At 58.5% G+C, this 23,460-nt stretch carries 21 protein-coding genes and 3 pseudogenes; 12 read left to right on the forward strand and 12 right to left on the reverse strand.

Annotated elements, in window-relative coordinates; translation table 11 throughout:
* Positions 1-13: 13 nt before the first annotated feature.
* The 4 genes from AC1DNI_RS19050 (at position 14) to AC1DNI_RS19065 (ending at position 4,606) form a co-directional block, all read left to right on the forward strand.
* Complete coding sequence (locus AC1DNI_RS19050; protein ID WP_477692994.1) at positions 14-1,234, forward strand: helix-turn-helix domain-containing protein; 1,221 nt, start codon at positions 14-16, stop codon at positions 1,232-1,234.
* A 9-nt stretch (positions 1,235-1,243) separates the two neighbouring features.
* Positions 1,244-1,876, forward strand: a complete 633-nt coding sequence (locus AC1DNI_RS19055; protein WP_477692995.1) for a Vgb family protein — start codon at positions 1,244-1,246, stop codon at positions 1,874-1,876.
* 180 nt (positions 1,877-2,056) lie between these two features.
* Positions 2,057-3,145 (forward strand): patatin-like phospholipase family protein, encoded by a 1,089-nt coding sequence (locus tag AC1DNI_RS19060; RefSeq protein WP_477692996.1) that lies wholly within the window; start codon positions 2,057-2,059, stop codon positions 3,143-3,145.
* Between the two features lie 6 nt (positions 3,146-3,151).
* On the forward strand, positions 3,152-4,606 hold the full coding sequence (locus AC1DNI_RS19065) for a GntP family permease (protein ID WP_477692997.1): 1,455 nt from the start codon (positions 3,152-3,154) through the stop codon (positions 4,604-4,606).
* 5 nt (positions 4,607-4,611) lie between these two features.
* Here AC1DNI_RS19065 and AC1DNI_RS19070 read toward each other — a convergent pair whose 3' ends face one another.
* Positions 4,612-5,046 (reverse strand): SRPBCC family protein, encoded by a 435-nt coding sequence (locus AC1DNI_RS19070; RefSeq protein ID WP_477692998.1) that lies wholly within the window; start codon positions 5,044-5,046, stop codon positions 4,612-4,614.
* A 120-nt stretch (positions 5,047-5,166) separates the two neighbouring features.
* On the opposite strand from AC1DNI_RS19070, the gene AC1DNI_RS19075 reads away from it, so the two are divergent.
* From AC1DNI_RS19075 to AC1DNI_RS19095, 5 genes and pseudogenes are all read left to right on the forward strand, one after another.
* Positions 5,167-6,231: an adenylate/guanylate cyclase domain-containing protein gene (locus AC1DNI_RS19075; RefSeq protein WP_477692999.1), complete on the forward strand. Its 1,065-nt coding sequence runs from the start codon at positions 5,167-5,169 to the stop codon at positions 6,229-6,231.
* A gap of 581 nt (positions 6,232-6,812) precedes the next feature.
* Positions 6,813-8,384, forward strand: a pseudogene (locus tag AC1DNI_RS19080) (TonB-dependent siderophore receptor); the annotation flags it as partial.
* A gap of 67 nt (positions 8,385-8,451) precedes the next feature.
* Positions 8,452-8,763 (forward strand): hypothetical protein, encoded by a 312-nt coding sequence (locus AC1DNI_RS19085; protein ID WP_477693000.1) that lies wholly within the window; start codon positions 8,452-8,454, stop codon positions 8,761-8,763.
* 72 nt (positions 8,764-8,835) lie between these two features.
* Entirely contained in the window at positions 8,836-9,729 is an 894-nt protein-coding gene (locus AC1DNI_RS19090) for a carbohydrate ABC transporter permease (RefSeq protein ID WP_477693001.1), read from the forward strand.
* Positions 9,726-10,565 (forward strand): carbohydrate ABC transporter permease, encoded by an 840-nt coding sequence (locus AC1DNI_RS19095; RefSeq protein WP_477693002.1) that lies wholly within the window; start codon positions 9,726-9,728, stop codon positions 10,563-10,565. Before AC1DNI_RS19090 ends, AC1DNI_RS19095 begins: the two co-directional genes overlap by 4 nt.
* A 53-nt stretch (positions 10,566-10,618) precedes the next feature.
* Here the strand turns inward: AC1DNI_RS19095 and AC1DNI_RS19100 are convergent, their stop codons facing one another.
* Positions 10,619-11,239, reverse strand: a complete 621-nt coding sequence (locus AC1DNI_RS19100; protein ID WP_477693003.1) for a Cap15 family cyclic dinucleotide receptor domain-containing protein — start codon at positions 11,237-11,239, stop codon at positions 10,619-10,621.
* Positions 11,240-11,633: 394 nt separating this feature from the next.
* Here AC1DNI_RS19100 and AC1DNI_RS19105 point away from each other — a divergent pair, with 394 nt between their 5' ends.
* Positions 11,634-11,987, forward strand: coding sequence for a hypothetical protein (locus tag AC1DNI_RS19105; RefSeq protein ID WP_477693004.1), 354 nt, complete (start codon positions 11,634-11,636; stop codon positions 11,985-11,987).
* 385 nt (positions 11,988-12,372) lie between these two features.
* Positions 12,373-12,574: pseudogene (locus AC1DNI_RS19110) on the forward strand (myo-inosose-2 dehydratase); the annotation flags it as partial.
* Positions 12,575-12,669: 95 nt separating this feature from the next.
* Here the strand turns inward: AC1DNI_RS19110 and AC1DNI_RS19115 are convergent.
* The 4 genes and pseudogenes from AC1DNI_RS19115 to AC1DNI_RS19130 all read right to left on the reverse strand — a co-directional run bounded on the left by AC1DNI_RS19115 (position 12,670) and on the right by AC1DNI_RS19130 (position 16,703).
* Positions 12,670-13,965, reverse strand: coding sequence for a putative bifunctional diguanylate cyclase/phosphodiesterase (locus AC1DNI_RS19115; RefSeq protein ID WP_477693087.1), 1,296 nt, complete (start codon positions 13,963-13,965; stop codon positions 12,670-12,672).
* A gap of 84 nt (positions 13,966-14,049) precedes the next feature.
* Positions 14,050-14,453: pseudogene (locus AC1DNI_RS19120) on the reverse strand (PAS domain-containing protein); the annotation flags it as partial.
* 54 nt (positions 14,454-14,507) lie between these two features.
* The gene (locus AC1DNI_RS19125; RefSeq protein ID WP_477693005.1) at positions 14,508-15,494 is read right to left on the reverse strand and encodes a GlxA family transcriptional regulator; all 987 of its coding nucleotides are present in this window, start codon (positions 15,492-15,494) and stop codon (positions 14,508-14,510) included.
* Between the two features lie 324 nt (positions 15,495-15,818).
* Positions 15,819-16,703: a LysR family transcriptional regulator gene (locus AC1DNI_RS19130; RefSeq protein WP_477693088.1), complete on the reverse strand. Its 885-nt coding sequence runs from the start codon at positions 16,701-16,703 to the stop codon at positions 15,819-15,821.
* 160 nt (positions 16,704-16,863) lie between these two features.
* Here AC1DNI_RS19130 and AC1DNI_RS19135 point away from each other — a divergent pair, with 160 nt between their 5' ends.
* On the forward strand, positions 16,864-17,754 hold the full coding sequence (locus tag AC1DNI_RS19135) for a DMT family transporter (protein WP_477693006.1): 891 nt from the start codon (positions 16,864-16,866) through the stop codon (positions 17,752-17,754).
* A gap of 50 nt (positions 17,755-17,804) precedes the next feature.
* Here the strand turns inward: AC1DNI_RS19135 and AC1DNI_RS19140 are convergent, their stop codons facing one another.
* Genes AC1DNI_RS19140 through AC1DNI_RS19165 form a run of 6 tightly spaced genes read right to left on the reverse strand, consistent with a single transcriptional unit; the run spans position 17,805 to position 23,348 of the window.
* Complete coding sequence (locus AC1DNI_RS19140) at positions 17,805-18,497, reverse strand: amino acid ABC transporter permease (RefSeq protein WP_477693007.1); 693 nt, start codon at positions 18,495-18,497, stop codon at positions 17,805-17,807.
* Between the two features lie 16 nt (positions 18,498-18,513).
* Positions 18,514-19,221, reverse strand: coding sequence for an amino acid ABC transporter permease (locus AC1DNI_RS19145; RefSeq protein WP_477693008.1), 708 nt, complete (start codon positions 19,219-19,221; stop codon positions 18,514-18,516).
* Between the two features lie 54 nt (positions 19,222-19,275).
* Positions 19,276-20,100 (reverse strand): amino acid ABC transporter substrate-binding protein, encoded by an 825-nt coding sequence (locus AC1DNI_RS19150; protein WP_477693009.1) that lies wholly within the window; start codon positions 20,098-20,100, stop codon positions 19,276-19,278.
* Between the two features lie 14 nt (positions 20,101-20,114).
* A complete protein-coding gene (locus AC1DNI_RS19155; protein WP_477693010.1) occupies positions 20,115-20,855 on the reverse strand; it encodes an amino acid ABC transporter ATP-binding protein in 741 nt (246 codons plus the stop codon).
* A 1-nt stretch (position 20,856) separates the two neighbouring features.
* The gene (locus AC1DNI_RS19160) at positions 20,857-22,353 is read right to left on the reverse strand and encodes an NAD(P)-binding domain-containing protein (protein ID WP_477693011.1); all 1,497 of its coding nucleotides are present in this window, start codon (positions 22,351-22,353) and stop codon (positions 20,857-20,859) included.
* The gene (locus tag AC1DNI_RS19165; RefSeq protein WP_477693012.1) at positions 22,350-23,348 is read right to left on the reverse strand and encodes a LysR family transcriptional regulator; all 999 of its coding nucleotides are present in this window, start codon (positions 23,346-23,348) and stop codon (positions 22,350-22,352) included. The genes AC1DNI_RS19160 and AC1DNI_RS19165 overlap by 4 nt, the downstream gene beginning before the upstream one ends.
* Positions 23,349-23,460: the final 112 nt, after the last annotated feature.

Genomic DNA, 23,460 nt, shown 5'->3' on the forward strand with positions numbered 1-23,460 from the left:
TGACGGGATCTGCATGGACTCGATGATTACCGCCGCCGCACGGCTGCTCGCGACCGGAGATCTCCTCGGCGCATTGAAGCGGGTCGCGCTTCGTGACGACGCACCGGCACTGGCGCTACGCGGCATCGCAATGGCGCAGCTCGGTGAACTTGCTCGCGCCAGAGCGCTGTTAAAGTCTGCCGCGCGCGCATTCGGGCCGCGCGAAGCCGTCGCCAGGGCGCGCTGCATCGTCGCCGAGGCGGAGATTGCGCTCGTCTCTCGTGACCTTGCGGGACCCGTCAAAACATTGGCCGGCGCCCGGGCCGTGCTCGAGGCGCATGGAGACCGATTGAATGCCGCGCATGCTCGCCACGTGGAAGCTCGGCGGCTGGTTTTGATCGGCCATGTCGATCAAGCGGAGCAATTGCTCGGCGATCGCGATGCCACGAGGCTTCCCCCGCCCTTGCGCGCCGCCTACGAGTTGGTGATTGCCGGAATTGCCATCCGGCGCTTGCAGACCGAAGCTGCGCGCGTCGCCCTGCAGCACGCGGCCGATGCGGCAATGCAGGCCCGTATCCCGGCACTTGTTGCGGAAGTTGAAAGCGCGTCGCGCGTGATGGAAATGCCCGCCGCGCGCCTCATCGCGGGCAGCCATGAGCGGCTTGTAAGGCTCGAAGACGTCGAGGCGCTTTACGCGTCGGACACTCTCGTCGTCGATGCCTGCCGCTACGTGGTACGGGATTCAAGCGCCTGCGTTTCGCTGGCCAGCCGCCCGGTCTTGTTCACACTTGTCCGCGCCCTCTGCGAGAACTGGCCAGGCGATGCATCGCGACGTGACCTTATTGCCAGCGCCTTTGGCGGCAAGGAAGCCGATGAATCGCACCGTGCTCGCCTGCGCGTCGAGATCGGCCGGCTCCGCAGTGAGCTTCGTGCAATAGCGGATATCAAGGCGACCGGCGAAGGTTTTGCACTGCATCCGCTGCATTCTCAAGCCGCGGTCATCCTCGCTCCGCCTGTCGAAGAGCAGCATGGCTCGCTGCTCGCCTTGCTTGCCGATGGCGAAGCATGGTCGAGTTCCGCCCTGGCCATCGCTCTTGGAACTGGCCCTCGCACCGTTCAGAGGTCGCTCGAAGCCTTGGCGTCTGCTGGCAAAGTACAGGCCTTCGGTCGCGGGCCGGCGCGCAGATGGATGATCCCGTCCATGCCGGGATTTCCGTCAACTTTGTTACTCCCCGGTCCATTGATGAACGGCTAGGATATAGCAATGAAACACTCCCAAGCTGAAATTCTCCGCGAGTATGGACCGTTTCCCGGCGTGGAACGCGTCCATGGCGTCACCTATGACGGTCATCACGTGTGGTTTGCATCTGGCGAGAGGATCAATGCTCTCGACCCCGCCGCCGGAAAGGTCGTGCGGTCGATCGATGTCCCCGCGGATGCCGGAACAGCCTTCAACGGCAAATATATCTATCAAATCGCCGAAGATCGCATCCAGAAGATAGATCCCGAGACTGGTGAAGTCGTCGCGACTATCCCGGCGCCAGGCAATGGCGGCGATTCCGGCTTGGCCTGGGCCGAGGATACGCTGTGGGTTGGGCAACATCGCGGCCGAAAAATCTACCAGATCGATCCCGAAAGTGGTGCAATCCTGCGGACAATCGAGTCCACCCGCTTCGTAACGGGCGTTACCTGGGTGGACGGTGAGCTTTGGCACGGAACCTGGGAAGGCAACCATAGCGATGTCCGGCGCATCGATCCGAAGACCGGAGAAGTCCTGCAACGCATCGACATGCCGGAGGGCTCGGGCGTGTCAGGCCTCGAGTCCGATGGGAAAGATCGGTTTTTCTGCGGCGATGGCAGTGAAAGCAAGGTCAGAGCCATCCGCAAGCCGAAGTAAGCAAGTTATTCGCCGACCCGTCTCGTACACCTGCGTGCGAATTTCTGGCTCCCACTTGCCAAGCTTGCTGCACTGCAGCATAGTTCAACCCAAATAGCCGGATTTGCTCGCTTGAGTTGCAACGGCATGCTGCCCTTGTAGCGTTTTGGCTTCGCAAGTTTTCCGGCGGGGTAGGGGTCCATGAGCGCGGCAAGTGACAACAGGTCTGAAGCTTCCAACGCTAAAGCGCGAAATCCTCTGCCAATAGACCTCGCCCTGCAAGGCGGCGGGGCCCACGGCGCCTTCACATGGGGCGTCATCGAGCGACTGCTCGATGAGCCATGGCTGACGATCGAAAGCGTGACAGGAACGTCGGCCGGAGCAATGAACGCCGCTGCGCTCGTGTCAGGCTACGCCTTGAATGGTGCTGAAGGCGCAAAGACCGCGCTGGAAGTGTTTTGGCGCCGCGTCAGCGATGCAGCAAAATACAGTCCGATCCAGCGGACGCCGTTAGACAAGATGGTCGGCAACTGGTCTCTCGATAATTCGCCAGGCTATCTGTTCTACGATATCTTCAGCCGGCTGTTCTCGCCCTATCAAACCAATCCGGCCAACCTCAATCCTCTTCGCGACGTTCTTGAGGAATGTATTGATTTCGATCGGCTGAAGCAGTCTGAAATCAAGATCTTCGTGAATGCGACCAATGTGCGGACCGGTCTGCCCCGCGTGTTCCGCAATGCCGAAATGCATGTCGATGTCCTTTTGGCCTCGTCCTGCCTGCCCCTCATTCATCAGGCTGTCGAGATCGACGGCGATCCATATTGGGATGGCGGCTTTTCCGGCAATCCTTTGCTGACGCCGATCATTCGCGAGAGTAAGGCGCGCGACACGTTGCTCATCCAGATCAATCCTATCGAGCGGCCAGGCGTGCCAAAGACGGCCCCGGACATTCTCAACCGGCTCAACGAAATCTCCTTCAATTCCAGCCTCAAGAAAGAGCTTCGCGGCCTTGCAATGTTTCAGCGCCTCATCGCAGAGGAGGGCGGGCTCGAACACGCCGAATGGGTCGAACAATGGGCCGACATGCGTATCCATCGCATAACAAGCCCGAAGATGGTCGAACTCGGCGTGTCCTCAAAGCTCAATGCGGAATGGGAGTTCCTGACGATGCTGCGGCTCGAAGGTCACGCCTGCGCCGAAATATTCCTCAAGGATCATGGCACTGACCTCGGCGTTCGATCTTCCTTCGACATCGACAGCCTTCTTGATACCATCCTCGAACAGGTGTGACGTCCGATGGGCATTCTTGGCATCCTGATCGCGCTCGGTCTGCTCATCTGGCTTGCTTATCGCGGCTGGAGCATCTTGCTCCTTGCTCCGCTTGGTGCGCTTCTGGCGGCCTTGCTTGCCGGCGAACCGCTGCTTGCAAACTGGACGCAGACATTCATGAGCAACGCCGCCCAGTTCGTTGCACAGTTCTTTCCCATCTTTTTGCTCGGCGCCCTTTTCGGCAAGCTTATGGAATCAAGCGGCTCGGTCGAAGCGATCGCCGCCTATATGACCGAGAAACTGGGAACGCAGCGCGCAATCCTTGCGATTGTTCTCGCGGGAGCCTTCATCACCTATGGCGGCGTCAGCCTGTTTGTCGCCTTCTTCGTGCTGGCGCCCATGGGACACGCCTTGTTCAAGGTCGCCAATATACCGCATCGGCTGATGCCCGCCGCCATCGCGCTCGGAACCTCCACCTTCACCATGTCGGCCATGCCGGGAACCCCTGCCATCCAGAACGCAATTCCCATGCCCTTTTTTGGCACCAACCCCTTTGCCGCACCGGGACTGGGGCTGATTGCTTCGGCCATAATGCTGGCATTCGGGATGTGGTGGCTCAGCCGGGCCGAAGCCAGAGCAAGGCTGAAAGGGGAGGGCTACAGTTACGCCGGCTCCATCAACCCCAACGATGCTGCCGAGGATGAACTTGTTCGCGAGCGCGCAACCACCGCCCGGGAGTTCGATCCCGGCGAGATCAAGCGTGGCGGCCATGCGAGCAGCCTGCCGTCGTTCAGGGTGGCCGCCCTGCCGCTGGTGGTCGTGGTCCTGACCAATTTGATCATGTCCTTCGTGGTCCTTCCAAGGATGGACGTGTCCTTTCTGCAGGACGCCCGATGGGGAAACACATCGCTTGCCGCCGTTGGCGGCGTATGGTCCGTGATCGTGGCGCTGGCGACGGCCATCCTTGTCCTGATCGCAACCAGCCACAGGCGTTTGCCCAGCCTGCGCGCGACGATGGATGCCGGCGCCAATGCTTCGGTACTGCCGATCCTCAGCGTTGCCAGCCTCGTCGGGTTCGGCGCCGTCGTTGCCGGACTGCCGGCATTCGAAGTCGTCAAGAACTGGGTGCTCGGCATCGAAGGCGGCCCGCTGGTGTCGCTGGCGCTCGCAACCAATATCCTCGCCGCTCTGACCGGGTCCGCGTCGGGCGGATTGACGATAGCGCTCGATGCGCTCGGACCCGCCTATATGACGATCGCCAAGGAGATCGGCCTCGATCCGGGTCTGATGCATCGCGTGGCGGTCATCGGCGCGGGTACGCTCGACAGTCTGCCGCATAATGGTGCTGTCGTGACGTTGCTCGCTGTATGCGGTTCGTCGCACAAGGAGAGCTATCTCGATATCGTCATGGCTGCAATTGTCGGCGCGCTCATCGCCCTGGTTGCCGTTATCGGACTTGGAACGGTTTTCGGGTCGTTCTAGGCCGGTTATTCGACAGGCATGTCCGGTCCAGGGTCGCCTCCGGCCGCTGCGATGGCAAGCCGGTCCAGATAATGGTTCCAGCCCTTTTCGTGGCTCGCTCTTTCCTTTTCGTCCGGCAGGCCGCCATGGGTGAAACGCACCAAAGTGCCGCCTTCCTTTTCGATAAGGTCGATCTCGATGAGACCGGACTCAGGCGGCACGGTCTCGCTTCCCTCCCAGCCAAAGCTGTAGGCAAGGCGATGCACAGGGATGACTTCCGTAAAATGGCCACGGGCCGTATGTGCATCATCCATGCTGACGAGATAGATGCCGCCTGGCTGCGGGTCGACCGTCGCCTTGGTGCCCATCCAGCGCAGGATCTTGTCCGGATCGGTAAAGAAGGCGAAAACTGTTGCCTGCGGCGCTGCTATCTCGATTTCCCGTTGAAGCGTCTCGGTCATCGTCGGCTTCCCTCAATGGCACATTTCATTCAACCTTGGGTGGTAATTTAAGCCAATCACGGCCCGAGACAAGGATCAAATCCCATGACAGGGGCGCAATGCCGTTCCATAGTGACAGGCATGGGAATGCCATCTTCACTTTCCTTCCTGATCGACAACGCAATTCAGTTCCAGGATGGCGCTGCCTTGCTGAAGGAACTCGCCGCACAGATTGCCGCCGACAATATACCGCTGGCCGGCGGTACGCTTACGCTATCGGCACCGCACCCGATCATCAAACAACGCACCTTCCTGTGGCGCGCCGACACGGGAGAGGTCATCGAGGCGCTCGGCCTGGCTGGCCCAGCCGACCCCGCCGAACTCGCGCGCAACTGGCTGACGGGTATCGGCACGCATGTGCAGGTGGATTTTACCGGCGGCTCCATTGACGGTGCGATACTGGGCTGGGCCGCCAAGCAGCCGTTCAGCCCAGCCGAGTCGGCGTTGCTGCGGGAAGTGGCGCGCTTTGCCGCTACGCCCCTGGCGCTACTGGCAACGCGTTCGACCCTTGCCGTGTTGCTGACAGCCTATCTTGGCAAGCGCAGCGCTGCGCGGGTCTTGGCGGGCCGCTCGCGGCGGGAACGCGGCGAAACGATCCGGGCGGTGCTGCTTTATGCCGATCTGCGCGGATTCACCGAGCTCTCAGAGACCTTCGAACCCAAGGATGTAATTGCTGCCCTCGACGCCTGGTTCGATCGGATTGCGGGAGCCGTCCACGCCTTTGACGGCGAGGTTCTGAAGTTTATCGGCGACGGTGTCCTTGCTGTCTTTCCTATCGGAACGCGAAACGCCGCTGCCTCCTGCGAGGCAGCGCTGAGTGCCGTCGTCGCCGCACGTGCGGGCATGGACCACCTGAACCGATCCCGTAGCGCCAAAGGATTGCAGCCCTTGTCCTTCGGCACCGCGCTGCATCTGGGCGACATGCTTTGGGGAAATATCGGGACCGCCGACCGGCTTGATTTCACCGCGATCGGCTCCGCCGTAAATCTTGTGAGCCGCCTGGAGGGCCTGTGCCGTCCGCTCGGCCATAAGGTATTGTTGTCAGGGGCGTTCGCCGCGGAAACGACAAGGCCGCTCGTGCCGCTGGGGGAGCACAAATTGCGCGGCATTGCCATGCCGTGCCCAGTGTTCGCCCTGCCGGAGTGACCGGGCCTGCGCCATTCTGCCTGATTCCTGACTGATCGCGAGTTTGACCGGTTGCAATACAACCTTTCCGCGTATTCAAAGCGCAAATCCTTGCTGGCTTGCACACCTGGCTCAAAATCCGGATCAGGGATGCACGACAGGGAGCGGATAGCAGTTGTGCAACTGCCGAACGGGAAATTTGTTTGGCTTTTGCCATGCCAACAGGCTTTTTCGGAATATTGTTCCTTGATGCGAAATCGGAAATAAACTGTATTAGGGGTGGCGAAAGGTTGTGGCTACCTGTGGCTCAACTCAGCTAGCTAGCTGTTTCTACGGGTATTTTTTTGTCGAGATCGGCCGCCAGATCGCTGCATTATTCTAAAGTATGCATATATTGTGGGAGATTGATCCTTGACAGAATAGAACCGCATATATTTTATTCGCATCACTGACGGACTATTTTTTAATCACATTTCATCGCGCCGTTTGGCGTATCCAATTTTAGATATGGCCTCGGCCGCATTTTTTTATTCATTGCTGTTTTAATTGTTCAGCTTTTTTAAGGAATGCGATCCGTTCGGCCAAGATCACCAGAGGGGATTATGGCTGGGCTGAGCTTCAATTTTGGTCGCGTTGCGAGGAGCAGCAATCGGCAACTTCTAGCACTTTCGGTGTCGGTACTGGTCCTCGCCGGTTGTGGTCTGACGAGCACCGCATGGGCCGAGGAACTTTCTGCCAAACAGGTGGAAAAAAAGGCGGTGCCCAACCCTGAGGGCAACGCGGATGCTCTTCCGACGATTACCGTGACAGACACGTCCGGCGCGGCTTCCGGAGAAACCGACACGGGATTTGTCGCGGCGGAATCGAGGTCGGCCACCGGCACCGATACGCCGCTGAGCAATATTCCGCAATCGGTGCAGGTCATCACCAAGGACGTGATGAAAAGCCAGCAGTCGCAGAGCATTATTGATGTATTGCACAATGTCAGCGGCACGTCCCCGTCCGGCTTTGGCAAGGTAGAGGTGCGGGGCTTTGAGGCACCTGTCATGATTGACGGACACGCGGGCTCGGGGAGTTCACAAACCCTGCCACCAGCGGCGGGCTATGCACGCGTTGACGTACTTAAGGGAGCGGATTCGATACTGGCCGGCAGAATGGCGCCTGGCGGTTCAATCAACCTCGTCCGCAAGCGCCCGCAAAGTGAAGCAGTGCGGGAAGTTACCGTTGAGACTGGATCGTTCGGGCATCTTCAAAACACCTGGGACATGACCGGACCGCTCACTCCAGAAAAAGAACTGACCTATCGCCTGATCGTCATGGGTCAATACGATGCAAAAAATTCGTTTGGATACGACGGCACCAAAGACGGCTACCTGGCGCCTTCCATGCGCTGGACGCACGGCGGAACCGACATTGTTTTCGGCGGCGAGTTTCAGTCTCAGCGTGTCCCAGCAACGCCGCTCACTTTCATTGGCGTGGACGGGCCAATCCCTCTTTCCTCCTTGACCGGAAATCCGGCTGACGGCCACGAGGAAAACAGCAAGACCGCCTACTTCGACGTCGAGCATGAATTCGACAACGACCTGACATTACACGCCAAGGGACAATACCAACAACTGGATCTGTCCGGTAGGCTCAACATGCTGCAATCCATGCCGGCTATGGGCGAACTGATAAATCTAGCAACGCCTTATTCAACGGACATACAGCAAGCCACATGGAACCTCGAAGCCACTCTTGCCGGCAAGGCGAATACCGGAGTGCTTCAGCACGAGATGCTGGCAGGATGGAGATACAAGAACACGTCCTCTGCAATGTCCGTAGGCATGGGTGAGCCCATCTTTCTACTGGCACCCGATGAGAGACTGCCACCTGTTGAACATATCGAGATGTTTCAGATGCCGGATGAAGCGGGCAGCGACAGCGGCCTGTTCATCCAGGATCAGATAGATTGGAACAGGCTGCACGTGCTCGCCAATGTCACCTACAACACCGCCGGGAGCGAGGGTGCCGACAGCGTCAATGCCTGGACGCCCAACGTCGGCGTCGCCTATCAGGTCACTGACAGCATTTCGGTCTATGCCAACTGGCAGAACAGTTTCGAAAGCAATATCGGAAGTATCCTTGCCAATGGAGACGCCGCGCCTTCAACAAAAGGCACTTCAATTGAAAGCGGCGTCAAGCTCAATCTCCTACCTGTTCAAGAAGGCTTCCACGGAAGAACGCGCCGCTTCGCTCAAGTTGATCCGCTATCTGACCGCGCCGGAGCGCGCCGCCCAGTGGTCGATCGAGACTGGCTATGTCGGCGTCAGCCCGGCTGCCTACGAGACGGAAAAGCTCAAGACCTATGGCAAGGAGTTTCCGCAGGCCCTGGTCGCCCGTGACCAGCTCAAGGTTGCAATTCCGGAGTTCTCCACCTGGAAGACGGCGCGCGTTCGCGAAGCCCTGAACAATGCCGTCCAGGCTGCCCTGACGGGCACGCAAAGCTCGGCCGACGCGTTGAAGGCAGCGCAGGCGACTGCCAACAACCTGCTCAAGCCTTACCAGAAGTAATCCATGCCAGGCTGGAACGGAGGGGTGCCTCCGTTCCAGCAACTTCAGACACCAGTACTCAAGAGCGGTCGCATGGATCAAATAACCGTCTACCAAAAACGCAGGCAATCACTCTATGGATGGATGCTGGCGGCTCCCGCGCTGATCCTGCTCACGATCTTCGCATTCATTCCGACGATCACCACAGTGTGGTCGAGTTTCTATTCGTCGGGAACGGCGAGACTTCCGGCGGCATTCAACGGCCTCGGAAACTATGCCGACCTGATCAATGACCCCGCCTTCTGGACCGTCGTTCGCAACAATGCGGTTTATGCCGGAGTCACGATTCCCTTTTCGATTGCGATCGCCCTTGCCATGGCTCTCTGGGCCAATGCCAGCATTCCGCTGCGCGGTATCGTGCGCGGCGCCTATTTCACCCCGACCATGCTGCCGATGATCGCCGCCGCGAATATCTGGCTCTTCTTCTATACGCCGGGCCTTGGCGTGATTGACAGCATCACGAGCCTCTTCGGCATTGCACCGACGAACTGGCTGGGCCAGCCGGGCACGGCGCTGTGGGCGGTAATCGTCGTCACGATCTGGAAGGAAGCCGGCTTCTTCATGATCTTCTATCTCGCCGCCCTGCAGACGATCCCCCCCGATCTCAAGGAAGCCGCAGCCATTGAGGGCGCGGGCCGGATCACCTATGCGAGGCGCGTGCTGTTTCCCCTATTGATGCCAACGACCGCTTTCATCTTCATCAACGCGCTGATCAACTCGGTCAAACTGATCGACCATCTCTTCATTCTCACCAAGGGCGGACCGAACAACGCCACCAAGCTGGTGCTCTACTGGATTTGGGAAATGGCATTTGCCTATTTCGACCGTTCGCACGCCGCCGCCATGACGGCCCTGGTCCTGCTCGCGCTCGGCGCAGTGGCGGTCTTTCAGTTCCGCGTCCTCGACCGCCGGATCCATTACCGATGACCATTGCTATTCCCACCGCCCGTCGCGGCCTGCGGCTCGATGGTCTCCTTGATGCCGCCGGGGCATGGCTCCTGGCCCTGATCTGGATCGCGCCGCTGCTTTTTGCGGTTTGGGCGTCGTTGATGCCCTCCGGCCATGCGCTCGACTTCAGCGGCAGCGTCATGCCGACGCTGGACAACTATCAAAACGCCTGGAATGCCGCGCCCTGGGGGCTCTACTTCCGCAACACGCTGCTCCTGGTCAGCTTCACATTGGTCGGCCAGCTTATCCTCTGCACCCTTGCCGGCTATGCATTCGCACGCTTCGAATTCGTCGGGCGGGAACTCGTTTTCATGCTCGTTCTCATACAGCTATTCATCCTGCCGGAAGTGCTGATCGTCGAAAACTATGCGATGATTTCGCGCCTTTCCCTCTTCGACACGATTGCAGGCATGGGCTTGCCCTACATCGCCAGCGCCTTTGGCATCTTCCTTCTGCGCCAGGCGTTCAAATCGGTTCCGGTAGAACTCGAGGAAGCAGCGCGCATTGAAGGCTGCAGCTGGCTTGGCGTGCTCTGGCGAGTTTATGTTCCTGCCGCGAAGCCGGTTTACCTCGCCTATGCGCTGGTTTCGGTGGCGACGCACTGGAACAACTTCCTGTGGCCATTGATCGTCACCAATTCCGCCGAAACGCGGCCCGTTACCGTTGGGCTTTCGCTGTTTGGCGCACCAGAGAGCGGCGTCAATATCTCGACGATCAGCGCGGCTACGATCATGGTCGTCGCTCCGCTGATGATCGCCTTCCTGATCTTTCAGAGACAATTCATCCAGGCATTCCTGCGCGCCGGCATTCGTTAGGCGAGGGTCGTCACGTCGGCACTTGCCGACAGCCTGCCGCGCCTCTGTTTCGATTAGCGCTGCCGGTTGAAGGACCGGGCGACGATGATCTCACCGGTCGTCTTGCGCTCGGTATGATAGGTCCCACGCAGTTTGTTTCTGTCTTCATCAAAACAGAGGTCGAGATAGCACACGCCCTCATGCGGCATGCTGCGGCTGCGAAACTGCGCCTGGGGATCGGTATCGTAGATATACCAGATACGAAACTTGCCGATCTGGTAGAACGGCTTCAGGAAGCATTGCGTCGTTTGCGACTTCGTCTCTCCGGACTTGAACGTAACCGACGTGGAGAAGAATCCTTGCCGTATGGCGATCGCAACTGGAATAGGTGGCACCTGAATTCCTGTCGCAGGATCCGAATAGGTCGAGACCACTTGGCCGGTCCATGTGCCATTGAGATTAGGGAAGGTATGCCGCTGCAGCGAGGGAAGCCAATGCCAGGCGAGGCTCCAAATCAACTGCCCGAGACCAGCAAGGATCGCCGCTGACACCAGAAATAAGAGCGACCACTTTTCAGGGGTCGCGGGCATGTCACCGAACACATATCCATATGCATTCTGGGCAAGATAAAAGCTTAGCACCACGCCAGCGAGAACCAGGCCGAACTGATACTTCGTTGGGACTAGCCGCCACATCTACACATCTCCCAAAGAAAAGGATTGGCAAGAATGCCTCATGGCGTTGTGTCTGATGTCGCCGCTGGACGCTCTTCTTCATGGTCAAGGTTCATCAACAGCCCGGTCATCGATTCCCCCAAATCAGTCCCCCACAAACTCTATGGAGGACCGATAAATGACAAGACCGTTTGTTGCGATCGGACTTGATATGGAAAACGTCGTTACCAGTCGGTGTATTCGTTAAATTGGCACCGGTGTCGATAACGCGCCGGCGGAATTCGATATGGGAGAGAGGTTGATTTGGGTATGCGGTAGGAACAGATAAATTTAATGGGTTTCAAGCGACGTCCACAATGACAATATTGACGGCCCGCTTCGGCAATCTTGTCACGGTTACACCGGAGAGAATTAAATGAAGCTGATTCGGAGTGGACTTGAGAAAAAATATCGTGATGAACTTCAGAGCGGTCACCATGCGCTTTTCAACGACAGCGCTAATCGTCGTCTGCTTAACTCAATTAGACGCGCGTTTCCGAAAATGTATTCGGCGTATGTCTTGGATTGGATACCAGAGCAAGGGGAAGACATCTTTACCGTTCTGGTCGATGACAACACTGTTGTTACGTTCGAACTGTCGAAATTGGATTGTGAATTGGCAGAAGCACAAAATGTTCGGATGACCAAAGACTATCAACGTGCTCTCAAAAAGCACAAGATGATCAAACTTCTAATCGCTCTGGAGTTGGCCGCAGAGAACGCTGCGTAAGCATGATTGCAAAGGAAGACTTTAAGAAACTTTGTGTGGTCGCAGCGAGCGACAAGGGCGATTGAAGTCCCGGCTCTCGTAAATAGGCTTGAGTACGGTCGGCGTAATATTGAACATGTGAGTTCTCACTGAAGTGCGGCGTTGGAGCAACGGCAGGCTAACGTCTTCATCTTGGCCTTGCCATGACCTTTTGGCGGAAGACTTCGGCAGGGGTCCGTCACCCAGACATTTGCGCGGCCTCGCATTGAGATAATCGCAGCTGCTCATGGGCGAGTCCTTTGGTGCGATAAGCCATTGTCGTCGCCGCAAAGTCGCACTTCAAATTGGGAACCCACCCCGCTACAACACTTTGTGGCATAAGGATCATTATGGAACTAACGCGAGTGCAACGTATATGGCATTTGCTGGCGGAGACGTGCTTCGGGTAATTGATAAGCATCATGCCCGTATTTCTCACGTTCCACACGAAAGCCGTGCGCCTGCCCGTCATCAATACGCTGGACAGAAGCAAAGAGAGTTTTTTGGATGCGGTCATCAAAGGGGCCTGCACGGTCCCTGGTGACGGTGGCCTTGATTTCGAAGCCATCTAAGCGCGCTAAGTCTCACACTTAAGAGAACGACCCTCATCGGCCGCTCGCTCCGTTACACATAACCGTTCGAGAGGTCCGGTTCGAACAAAGTATCAACTACGACGGACCATCGGCTGCGTCCATTCCGCCGGTCTCACCCGTGCCAAGCTGGCTGCGAAGCCCTCTTCGTCGGTGGGTGCCCCGAATAGGTAGCCTTGGCCGACCGGACAGCCCAGTTCGCCAAGCATTGCGCGCTGGGCCTCGGTCTCCACGCCCTCTGCGACTACCGTCAGGCCAAGGGCGTGCCCCAGGTCGATAACGGCGCGGACAATCACTCTCCTGGAGGGCCGCGTCGCAAGTTCGCTGACAAAGGTGCGGTCTATCTTGATCTCGGTAACCGGAAACGTTTCGAGCGAGCGCAGGTTCGAATAGCCGGTGCCGAAGTCGTCGACCGAAAGTCCGACCCCGATCTGTCGCAGCCGCGCCAATGCGTCCATCACGCCGGACGTGTCGCTGAGGAACATGCTTTCGGTGATCTCAAGGGTGAGCCATGCGGGGTCTGCACTGGTCAGACGCAGGACTCGCTCCAGCATTTCTGCCATGTCATGCTGGAGGAATTCTCCCGCAGACACGTTTACCGAAAAGCGTAGTGCCTTGTCGCGGTTCGCGTTGACGCGCCGGGCAAACGTCGCGACGGTGGTGAGGCTTCGTTCGGTCAGATCAAGCAGCAGGCCTGATCGCTCGGCGGTCTCAATAAATCTGCCGGGGAGCTGGTTGCCGAACAGGGGATGGTTCCAGCGGATCAGGGCCTCCGTGCCTAGCCATTCACCGGTAAGGAGATCCACCTGGGGTTGGTAGTGATAGACAAACTCGTCGTTCGCGACAGCGACCTTTAACTCGCGTGTCATTCGCACATGTCGGCGGGCTTGCTCGTGGTCTATGTCTCGAAACCGGCGCGGACCACCCAGCGGGTCGGACTTGGATGCCCACAGGGCAGTACCGGCATTCCGGATCAGTGAAAGGGTGCTGCCCACAGGCTTTCCAATAGCATAGCCGATGGCGAAGCGCAGTGACACATTGGCGCCTGCCACCACGAAGTCCGCTGCGAGCGCGGTGGACACCAGGCTTACGATCGCGTCGGCACTTTGTTCATCCGGCAACTCGAAGGCCAGAGCGAACTCATTCGCGCCCATTCGGGCCACCAGCGCAGCGCCCAAGTCTCGCAGCCGCCGCCCTGTTTCACAAAGAAGGGCATCCCCGACTTCGAAACCGTACCCGGTGTTGAGATGGTGAAAGCCGATCACGTCCAGCTTCACAACCAGAAGTGTGGCCGCGGCGTGCTTTGCAAAGCGTTCTTCGGCAGCCAGGAGAAACGATTGACGGTTCAGGCAGCCCGTGGTGCCGTCCATGTTCGCGACGCGATCCAGGGCGATGTGCGCCTGGCGAAGCGCCGAGACGTCACGCAGTATGCCGACGTAGAGTAGGTCTTCGCCCACCCAGGCAGGCCTGAGACTGAGGCTGTTCCAGAACGCCGACCCGTCCTTCCTATAGTTGCGCAGTGTTGCGTCCACAGGCTCCCCCGCCTCGATCGCTGCGCGAATACGGGCGATCTCCGGTTGGTCACGCTCATTGCTTGCAGGTAGCGGCAGTCCTTTCCGATGACCTCATTCCGAGCGTATCCCGTCAGGTGCTCGAAGGCCTTATTGACGTAGAGCAAAGGCGCATTGGCGCCCAAACGCTGCGCGATCGCGATCCCATCGGTTAGTTCCTCGACCAGCGCCGGAAGGATTGGCCTGACCGCGTCGGAGCCGAGAAACCCAGTATCGGCCATGCCTGGCACGCGCTTTGTGAGGTCCGACTGCACGCGTTTTTTGAATTCGTCCATGATAAAAACCATGGACGGCGACCCCAAATGGCGCAACCTGCAGCCGAGACGATTCCAGGACAACCGTCAGCCGTTTTCGGACAAACTGTGTCTTGCTCCGTCTCCAGACGTCCTGAAGCGATCGCGGTAGTCGGACGGCGTCACTCCGACATGCGAAAGGAAGGCACGGCGCATCGCGCGTGCCGATCCAAAGCCACTTCTCTCTGCGATCAATGCGATCGACAGCCGGCTCCCTTCCAGCAGAAAGCGTGCAACGTCGATACGTGTCAGGTCGACATAGTCGGATGGCGATATCCCGACCTCCTGTGAAAAAACGCGCGTGAAATTCCGCGCGCTCATCGCGGCGATCTTCGCCAAAGCGGTGACCGAAAGGTCCGCTGCGGGATGGTTCAGAACATATTGCTGGACATCGTATACACGGCTGCGGTCGATCGCCTGCGCCGCCAGATGCACGCTGAACTGTGACTGGTCACCTGGTCGCTTCAGGAACACGACGAGCCGGCGGGCGACGTAGAGCGCCACCTCTCGGCCGAGGTCCTCCTCGACGAGGGAAAGCCCAAGATCGATCGCCGCGCTGGATCCCGCCGACGTGATCATAACGCCGTCACGGACAAAAACCCGGTCGCCTTCCACCCGCGCCTCGGGAAAGCGCTCGGCAAGCAGAGATGCGAACTGCCAGTGGGTGGTAACGCGCCGGCCCTTGAGTAGACCTGCTTCGCCGAGCACGAACGCCCCTGTGCATACGGAGCCGTTGCGCCGCGTCTGCGGGGCAATATTAATCAACCAGTCGATAACCAACCTGCCCGGGCGATAAGGAACTCCGACGCTCCCGGCCACGAGCAAGGTGTCGGGAACGCTTGGGTACGCATCGAAAGCGCAGTCAGGCAGGACTCTGAGCCCAGATGCGCAGCGGATCGTGCGACTGTCTTCCGCCACGATCGCAACCTCGTAGAACATCTTGCCGACCCGCGCGTTCGGTTCGGCGAACACGTCCATGAGCCCGGCAAGTTCCAGAGAATGCACGTCCGCAGGCACGAAGATGACGATCCGCATGAGGATATCTCTCACCCACAAAGGACTCAAAACTCTCGAAGAGGATTTATTTGCCAAGGCGGGTCCCTGCCGGCGACGGTCGCACAGTGCAGCCAATCCGTCAAAGTAAAACGCATCGGGCTGTAACCGGCGGAAATACCGTCCGGAGGCCTTGATATTGCTTGAGCCGTCGACCAAGGAATTGAGAGTTTTGAATTTCCGTAAGTAACTCGCGAGACCGCCCATGGCGATAGCCGTGGCAGTTCACGAGAAGGGACGCCAGCGCCGGCATAGGGTCAGCGGGGCAGAAGTCTTATCCGCTTTGCGCCCAGAGCTGCATTGCGATCAACCAGCGAGCGCCAACCGGCCGTGACCGATGTCCCTCTCGATTTCTCCAACCAAGCTGTCGAGAGCCGGATTTCTCGACTTGCGCGCACGCCTAACGATATAAGCTAGGGATGGAGGCCGAGGCAGACGCTCCGTAATTATCTGCATGTCACCTCGGATATGGCGGTCGCTTAGCAACGCTACACCCATCGCCGCATTGACCGCCGACACAATACCAGCGGCGCTAGAACACTCGAAGACGGTTTCGAGAACCACATCCTCCTGACCAATGTCGAGCGCCCATTGTCGATAAAAACACTCGTCATCGAACGACAAGAACGGGACCGGACCCTCCTGTCCGATCATCAGCTCAGGATGCTTCACCCAGTGAAGGTTTTCCCTGTAGAGGACCACGTCACTCGGCCGCACATCGTGGTTGAAGAGCTGAACGATTGCAGCATCAAGTTCGCCCCGCTCCAGCATGGCCCGCAGGACCAAGCTCATGCGCACCTTTGTTCGGACCGTGACGTTTGGATGGAGCCGCTTAAAGCGACCCAAGACCCGTGCGAGGTCGGTGCATGCGGTGTCTTCGGTGAGTCCGAGTGCAAGTCTTCCCGCGAGCGGCGTCTTGGAAAGGCTCAACAGCGCCTCGTCATGTAGCGCAAGAATGCGACCAGCGTATTCCAGCAAGTCTTCACCCGCAGCCGTGAACATTGATCCGCCGGATTTTCGTCCGAGCAGCTCGCAATCAAGGCTGACTTCCAGTCTCTTGATCTTATGGCTCACGGCGGACTGTGAGAGGCCCAGAGCGACCGAGGCTCTGGTAATGCCGCCATGCTGGCGGATAGCGGAAAGCGCTCTCAAAGCGTCGATCTCGAGCCGCCGACTGTGCAATTCATTCATGGCCATGTCCGTTTCCTTCTCTGCATCGGACAACGTATCACGAACGAAAGTCCCCATGACATTTATTTGCATAATGTCATGCGGTCATCGAAATTTGTCATATGCGTCAGGGGCGCGATCCGACTATGGGTGGATCGCATTCCTCGTGAAAGAGCCCTCAATGACCGATGCCTCTCTTGCTTCCGCCACCGCAAGCCGTCGTCCTCTGCTATGGCCTTTACTCGCCACTCTCCTGATCATCGGATGGAGCTCCGGTTTCGTCGGCATCCGGTATGCCAACCAGGAGGCAAGCGTCATGCTTCTGCTCTTCTGGCGCACATTGCTTTCAGGTTTGATTCTTTTGCCGTTCGCGTTAGGGCCAAAAATATCCATGCGTGCGCTCAGAGACCAGGCCCTGTTCGGCATCATGGCCGTGTTTCTGTATCTGGGAGGCTTCGCCCTGGCTATCGAGCAAAAAGTGCCTACTGGGCTGGTCGCGCTCATCGCCGACCTTCTGCCGCTGGCGATTGTCGCCCTTTCACAACCCGTCCTCGGTGAGCGGCTGACCGGACGGCAGTGGCTGGGCACTATAATTGCCGTCATCGGTGTATTGATCGTGTCCTTCGACAGCATAAGTTTCGGTAGGGCCCCGCTCTGGGCATACGGATTGACGGTGGGATCGATGCTGATATTCGCTGTCGCTTCAGTCTTGCACCGGAAACGCAAGACGCTGCATATGCCTGTGCATCAGAGTCTTTGCATACATACCCTGACAGGTGCAGTTCTCTTCGGAGTGTGTGCATTGACACAAGGTAGCCTTGCTCCGCCAATGACCCGCAATTTCGCTATCGGGATGATCTGGTTGGTCCTGATCGCGACGTTCCTCGCCTACGGGGTCTACTATACCAGTCTGCGGCTGTTCCCCGTTGCCCAGGTGAGCGCAGCGATCTACCTCAGCCCGCCCGTGACGATGCTGTGGGCGTGGATGATGTTTTCAGAGCCGCTGACAGGCGCGATGTTCGCTGGGCTGGCGGTGACGTTGGTTGGCGTATGGATGACCTCACGGGCTTGAGCGATGCGGAACCGCCGTTCAAGCTTAAACAAGTTGCGACGAAGCGATCCTCAGGTTCGCACTCTAAGGGCCGCTTCTATACTGTCCGCACTGTGAGTGACGAAGTAGGCGATTATCATGTAGATCGCGACGGCAACCAAAAAGGCCTCCAGGTAATAAAAGTTGAGAGCGGCGGTCAACTGGGACTGTGCAAAGATATCGACAACCTCAATGGCAAACCCAAGAGATAACGCCTTCATGATCACCATGAACGAGTTGGCGAGATCCGGAATCGCGGCAACGATCACTTGGGGCAGCATGACCCGTCGAAACAGTTGGCTGCGTCTGTAGCCCAACGAATAGGCTGCGTCTGCCTGGCCCGTGTCGAAGGAGTTCAGCGCTCCCTTAACGACCTCCGCCTGGAATGCTGCGATGCAAGCGGTCAACGCAACGATGAGCGTCACCCAGTTCGGCGTCGAGTGACCATTGAACTCCATCCCGACCAGCGACGAAAGGAACTGGAGGGTCGGAGGGAGGCCGTAATATGCGAGGAAGATGACAATCACCATCGGCACGCCCTTGAAGACGACCTTATAGGCTACGACTAGTTCGCGTAGGACTGATATTTGACGATATTCGATCATAGCGAACAGGCTGCCGATGATCGTGGAGAACACAAAAATCACCAGGGCCATGGCGAGCGTCATCGGCACTGCGCCCAAGATGCTCCAAAGATCCGGTAGCAAGACTTCAATATCGAACATAAGAACCTTTCTCCGATCAGACGCTCGCCATGATGGTAGTCTTCAGCGGCGCGACCTTCGGTGCGAACTTTGAAAAACGAAGTTCGAAGAAGCGCACAACAAGCCACGCGATCAGGCAAAGCGCGGCATAGATCACCGCCAGAACGAGATAGGTTTCGAACTGGTACTGATTATAGTCCCGCTCCATGACGAGATGCGCCGTCGCCATCACATCGGCTGCGCCGATGTACATGACAAGCGCGACATTGTGGATCAGGTAGATGATGGCGTTCCCGTAGCCCGGCAGTGCAATGTGCACAGCCTGCGGGCCGACGACACGCACGAGCTTCTGTCGGAACGTGTATCCGAGACTGTCGGCTGCATCATGCTGACCCCGTTCGACTGCGAGATATGCCGGTCGCATGACCTCGGACAGATACCCCCCATGATAAAGGCTGAGACCGACCATCGCCGCTACGTTGGGCGAGACAAAGTCTTCGACTTCAAGCAGACCCACCGCGAGGGGAAGTCCGTAGAAGGCAACGAACAACTGGAGCACGACAGGGACGCTCCGTGCGTAGGAAACGTAGAGATCAGCCAGTTGGCTAATCACAGGTATCCTTCGAACCCGGAACGCCGTCGCTAACAGAGCCAGACAAAAGCCGACGACCATGGCTGTGAAAGTGATCGCGAGCGTCAGCGGCAATGCCTTGAGAAGCTCGGATATCATTATGGAAAAGTCCAACGCGGAACGCTCCTTCTTACAATGTCAGCCTTGAACGTAAGCCCTGCAATGGTATTACTTTATGTATGTCGTGACGTCCTCGCCGAACCATTTCTGCGAAATTTTGCCCAGCGTGCCGTCGTCCTTCAACTCCTTGAGCACCTTGTTGATGTCGTCGGCCAAGGTCTTGTTTTCCTCCGAACGGTGGATCAGGAGGTAGGTATTATTGATGGCGACAGGTTCGCTCGCCTTTACGTCGAGCTTCTGGTTGTCGATCACGGTCTGCTCCCCAAGATTCGACGGCAGAACCAGCGCGTCATACTTGCCGTTCTGAACCTCTTTCAGGCGGTCTGGGTAAGGAACCCCGGCGCTCGATGCGGTAATCTCGATTTTGTGGTCGGGATTCTTTTCCTGCCACTGAGTAGCAAACTTGTAGATACCGCCGCCAGCCGTCACAGGCACGATCTTCTTGCCGACCAAATCCTTCATCTCATTGATATTACTGTCCTTACGGCTATAGATTTTGATCAAGCTCGCACCCATCGGGTTGTCCGGGATGATGAACTGTTTTTCGCGCGCCGGCGCCTTATAGTAGCCGCCGGAAGCCATATCGTACTTCCCGGTGGCGAGGCCGGTCTCCTGCGCGATGTCCGCAGCGCCTTCCATTTCGAACTTGTACTGGGGCAGCTTTGCGTTGATGGCCTTCAGCACGTCAGGCTCATATCCTTGCGGCTCGACACCGATAGCGCCCCACGACAGCGGCTTGGATTCCGCGGCTGTCGCGATCTTTATTGTCCGGACCGTATCCTGACCATAAGATCCCCCTGCCGTTGCAAGGGCGATTGTGATGGCACCTGCGATGGCGAAGCCGGACCGGGCGAAAGTTTGGAATGCAGACATTTTGGAATCCCTTTTTACTGGAGTGTGTGTTCGGAATTGAGGAATTGAGAAAGGCGCGGACTGGAGGGAGTATCGAACATCTCGGTCGGGCTACCCTCGGCAGCCACGACGCCCCGGTCCATGAAGACGATCCGGTTGGAGATGTTCTTGGCAAATTGCATCTCGTGGGTAACAAGGAGCGAGGTAATTCCCGACGACGTAACGTCCTTGATCACCTTCAGAACCTCGCCGACAAGTTCAGGGTCCAGCGATGAAGTGGGTTCGTCGAAAAGCATCACATCCGGTCGAACCGCTAGCGCACGCGCGATGCCGGTGCGCTGGAGCTGACCGCCGGAGAGCTGGGACGGATAGTTGTCCAGCTTGTCGGAGAGACCCACGCGTTCAAGTTCCCGTTGGGCGATTTCGCGCGCTTCGTCCTTCGACTTGCGCTGAACTACAACAAGCGGATCCATTACGTTCTGAATGACCGTCATGTTCTTAAAGACGTTGAACTGCTGGAAGACCATGGCTGTCCGCAGCCGGATTGCCTGGATCGCGTTCTTGTCGGGGCGCTGGTAGTCCATCTTGATCTGATCGAACGTGATGGTCCCCGACGACGGCTTGGCGAGATGGTTTATGCATTTCAGAAGCGTCGTCTTGCCGGTGCCGCTGGGACCGATAATCGAAACCACGTCGCCACGTTTCACCGTCAGATTGACGCCGTTCAATATCCGCGTGTTTCCGTAGGACAGCTTCAAATCTTTGAACTCAAGCATTTCAGGTCGATGTCCTTTCGGAAGAGGGTTCAGGAAGCGTCTGGCCGTGGTTCGCATCGGTCTCGTCGTCGCTCCACTCGTCGCCAAGGAGCTCGGGTGTGTCGAACGCCTTGAGATCTGCGAAATGGCGCTCGCGGTCAGCGACAAAGAGCGCCCTTACGATGCCGCGTACGAGCCGGTCGGCCCCTTCGCTGATAGCGGGAATGTCGCCAGTGAGCTTGCCGTGGCTCAGCGTGGCCGGAAAATTGAAGCAGTGTATTTTGGCCAGCGCCGGGCATTCACCGGGCTGGGCTTCGAGAAACTCGAACGCATCTCCGAGGTCTGGTGAGCCCTCGAGTTCGCCGTTCGGCATGTCAGGCGGCACTGGGAAGCGGTCGCGCCAGAACCGTATGTGAGACGCTACGGCGGCGAGTTCCGGCCGGCTTGTCAGATCGACCTTGAAGCCGGTGCCGAAGATCAGAAAGTCGACCGGATAGCTATCCTTTGGCGTCGTCACCACCAGATGATTGTCGTCCTGCGCCAGCGCGATGATCGGGCTTGCCAAGTGAAGGTGCGCCTGAGGGAATGCGCTGACACGCAGAACGCTAGCGCGGGGCGGCGGCGTCTGGGCGCGCATCGCGTAATCGAGAAACCGCCACTTCCACTCGTCGGGCAGGCCCGCGAACCCGTGCACCACGCCCTGGCTGCCGATGCCGGTAAACTTGTTGATCCGTGGCAATTCCTTCCGGCGTACAAACATATCGAGCCGAGCTGCTCCTGCCTCCAGGGCTGTGGCGGCGTTGTCCATTGCGGAAGCCCCGGCCCCGACGACCGCAACGCGTTTGCCGCGCAGGTCCGTGAAATCGATGGCATCGGCGGAATGGGCCCAGAATTTTGGATCTATCTCGTCGGCGAGAGGTGGGACGAAAGGAGCACCGAGACCGTCGCGACCAGTGGCAAGTACGGCGTGGCGGGCGATCATCGTTTCGGTCCGTTCTTCCTGGCGGCAAATGACGTCGAGCAGACCGTCGCTGCGTGGGAGGATCGTGTCGACCGTCGTCCCATTGCGCACCGGCAGGTCGAGGACGCGCCGATACCAGATCAGGTAATCCATCCAGGTTTCGCGGGGCGCCCTTTCGAGAGCGACCCAGGCGTCACGTCCATGCAGCGCTTCGTAGTAGGCGCGGAAGGTGAGCGCCGGGAGCCCCATCGCCGGCCCGGTCAGTTGCTTGGGAGAGCGAAGGGTCCGCATCCGTGCGAAGGTGACCCACGGGCCCTCACGACCGGCGGGTGCCTTGTCGAGGACGATGTGGTTGGCGACGCCAGATCGCTTCAGCATGGCCGAAGCGACAAGCCCAGCCATGCCCGCGCCAATGATGACGACATCGACAACGCGCTTGCCGTCGACTATGCGTGGCGGTACCCAAGCTTTGGCCGGAAGTTCCAGCCAGGCGAGATCCTGTCGCAAGCGCTCCTCGAGAGCCTCGAGCCCCTTCGGAAACGTGGACATGTCGGTCATGATTGCGCTCCCGCGGGCAGCGAGGCTTTTCCGTATACGGTGTTCGCTAATGCCTCTGCACCGCTCGAGTCATGCAGGCGGCAACCCGGCATCGCCAAGGCTGCGGCGCGCGCCGCTTCGATCACCGCAGCGACGGTCGGTGTAAGCGGGCGAGCGGCCGACGAAATTGCCCCGAAAAGGAAGGGGATCGTGTGGTCGAGCACCCGCATCACGATGCCTTCCAAGGGAATACCGCAGACTGTCGCGGGCTCGACGATGGCGGCGCCAAGTCCGGCCCGTGCCATCGCCAGAGCTGTCATCGAGGCGTTGACATCGATAATCCGTTGCGGCGTCACGCCCGCTCGTTCAAGAGCCTCGTCCACACGGTGTCGCAAGCGATACGGATTCGCCAGGGTGATGATACGGCGTTCAGCCAGATCGGCGAGCCGCACAACGTCTTGCGCGGCGAGCGGATCGCTCGCGCCCAACGCGACAACGCACGGGGCATCGGCTACCCAGTGCACATCAAGGCCCGGATGTTCCAGCGGCAGGCTTGCGATGCCGAAGTCTGCCGAGCGAGCGAGTACGGCCTGCACAACGTTCTCGGCTGCCAGCGCCTGCACATGTAGATGGCGCGGAATCAGGATTGTGGCGATGGCAGCGATCGCCTGCGGCAGAATACCGGCAGCGAGCGATGGCGTTGCCGCAATCGTCAGCGTCGGTGGTTCACCGAGACCAATGGCGGTGGCCCGCTCACGGATGTGAGCCAGGCCCGCGAGATGGCGCTCTACTTCGGCGTGAAAGAGTACGCCGCGAGAGGTCGGAGTGATGCGCGGGCCGCTCCGATGCAACAGCGAATAGCCGATGTCGGCTTCCAGATCTTGAATGAGCCTGCTGACCGCGGGTTGAGAGCGGCCGAGCAGCCGTGCCGCACCTGTCACGCTGCCCGCGGACATCACCGCGGCAAAGGCTTCTAGTTGTCGGATATCAATAGAGTCTGAATGCATAACAAACATCAAACACTCTCCTTAATGTCAGTAAAGCATGATATTTCTCAATTGGCGACGATGAATAGATGATTATTCCGCATCATTCCGGATCTATCATTCTTAATTGACATGATACCCC

The organism is Phyllobacterium sp. 01N428 (genome assembly GCF_056399405.1).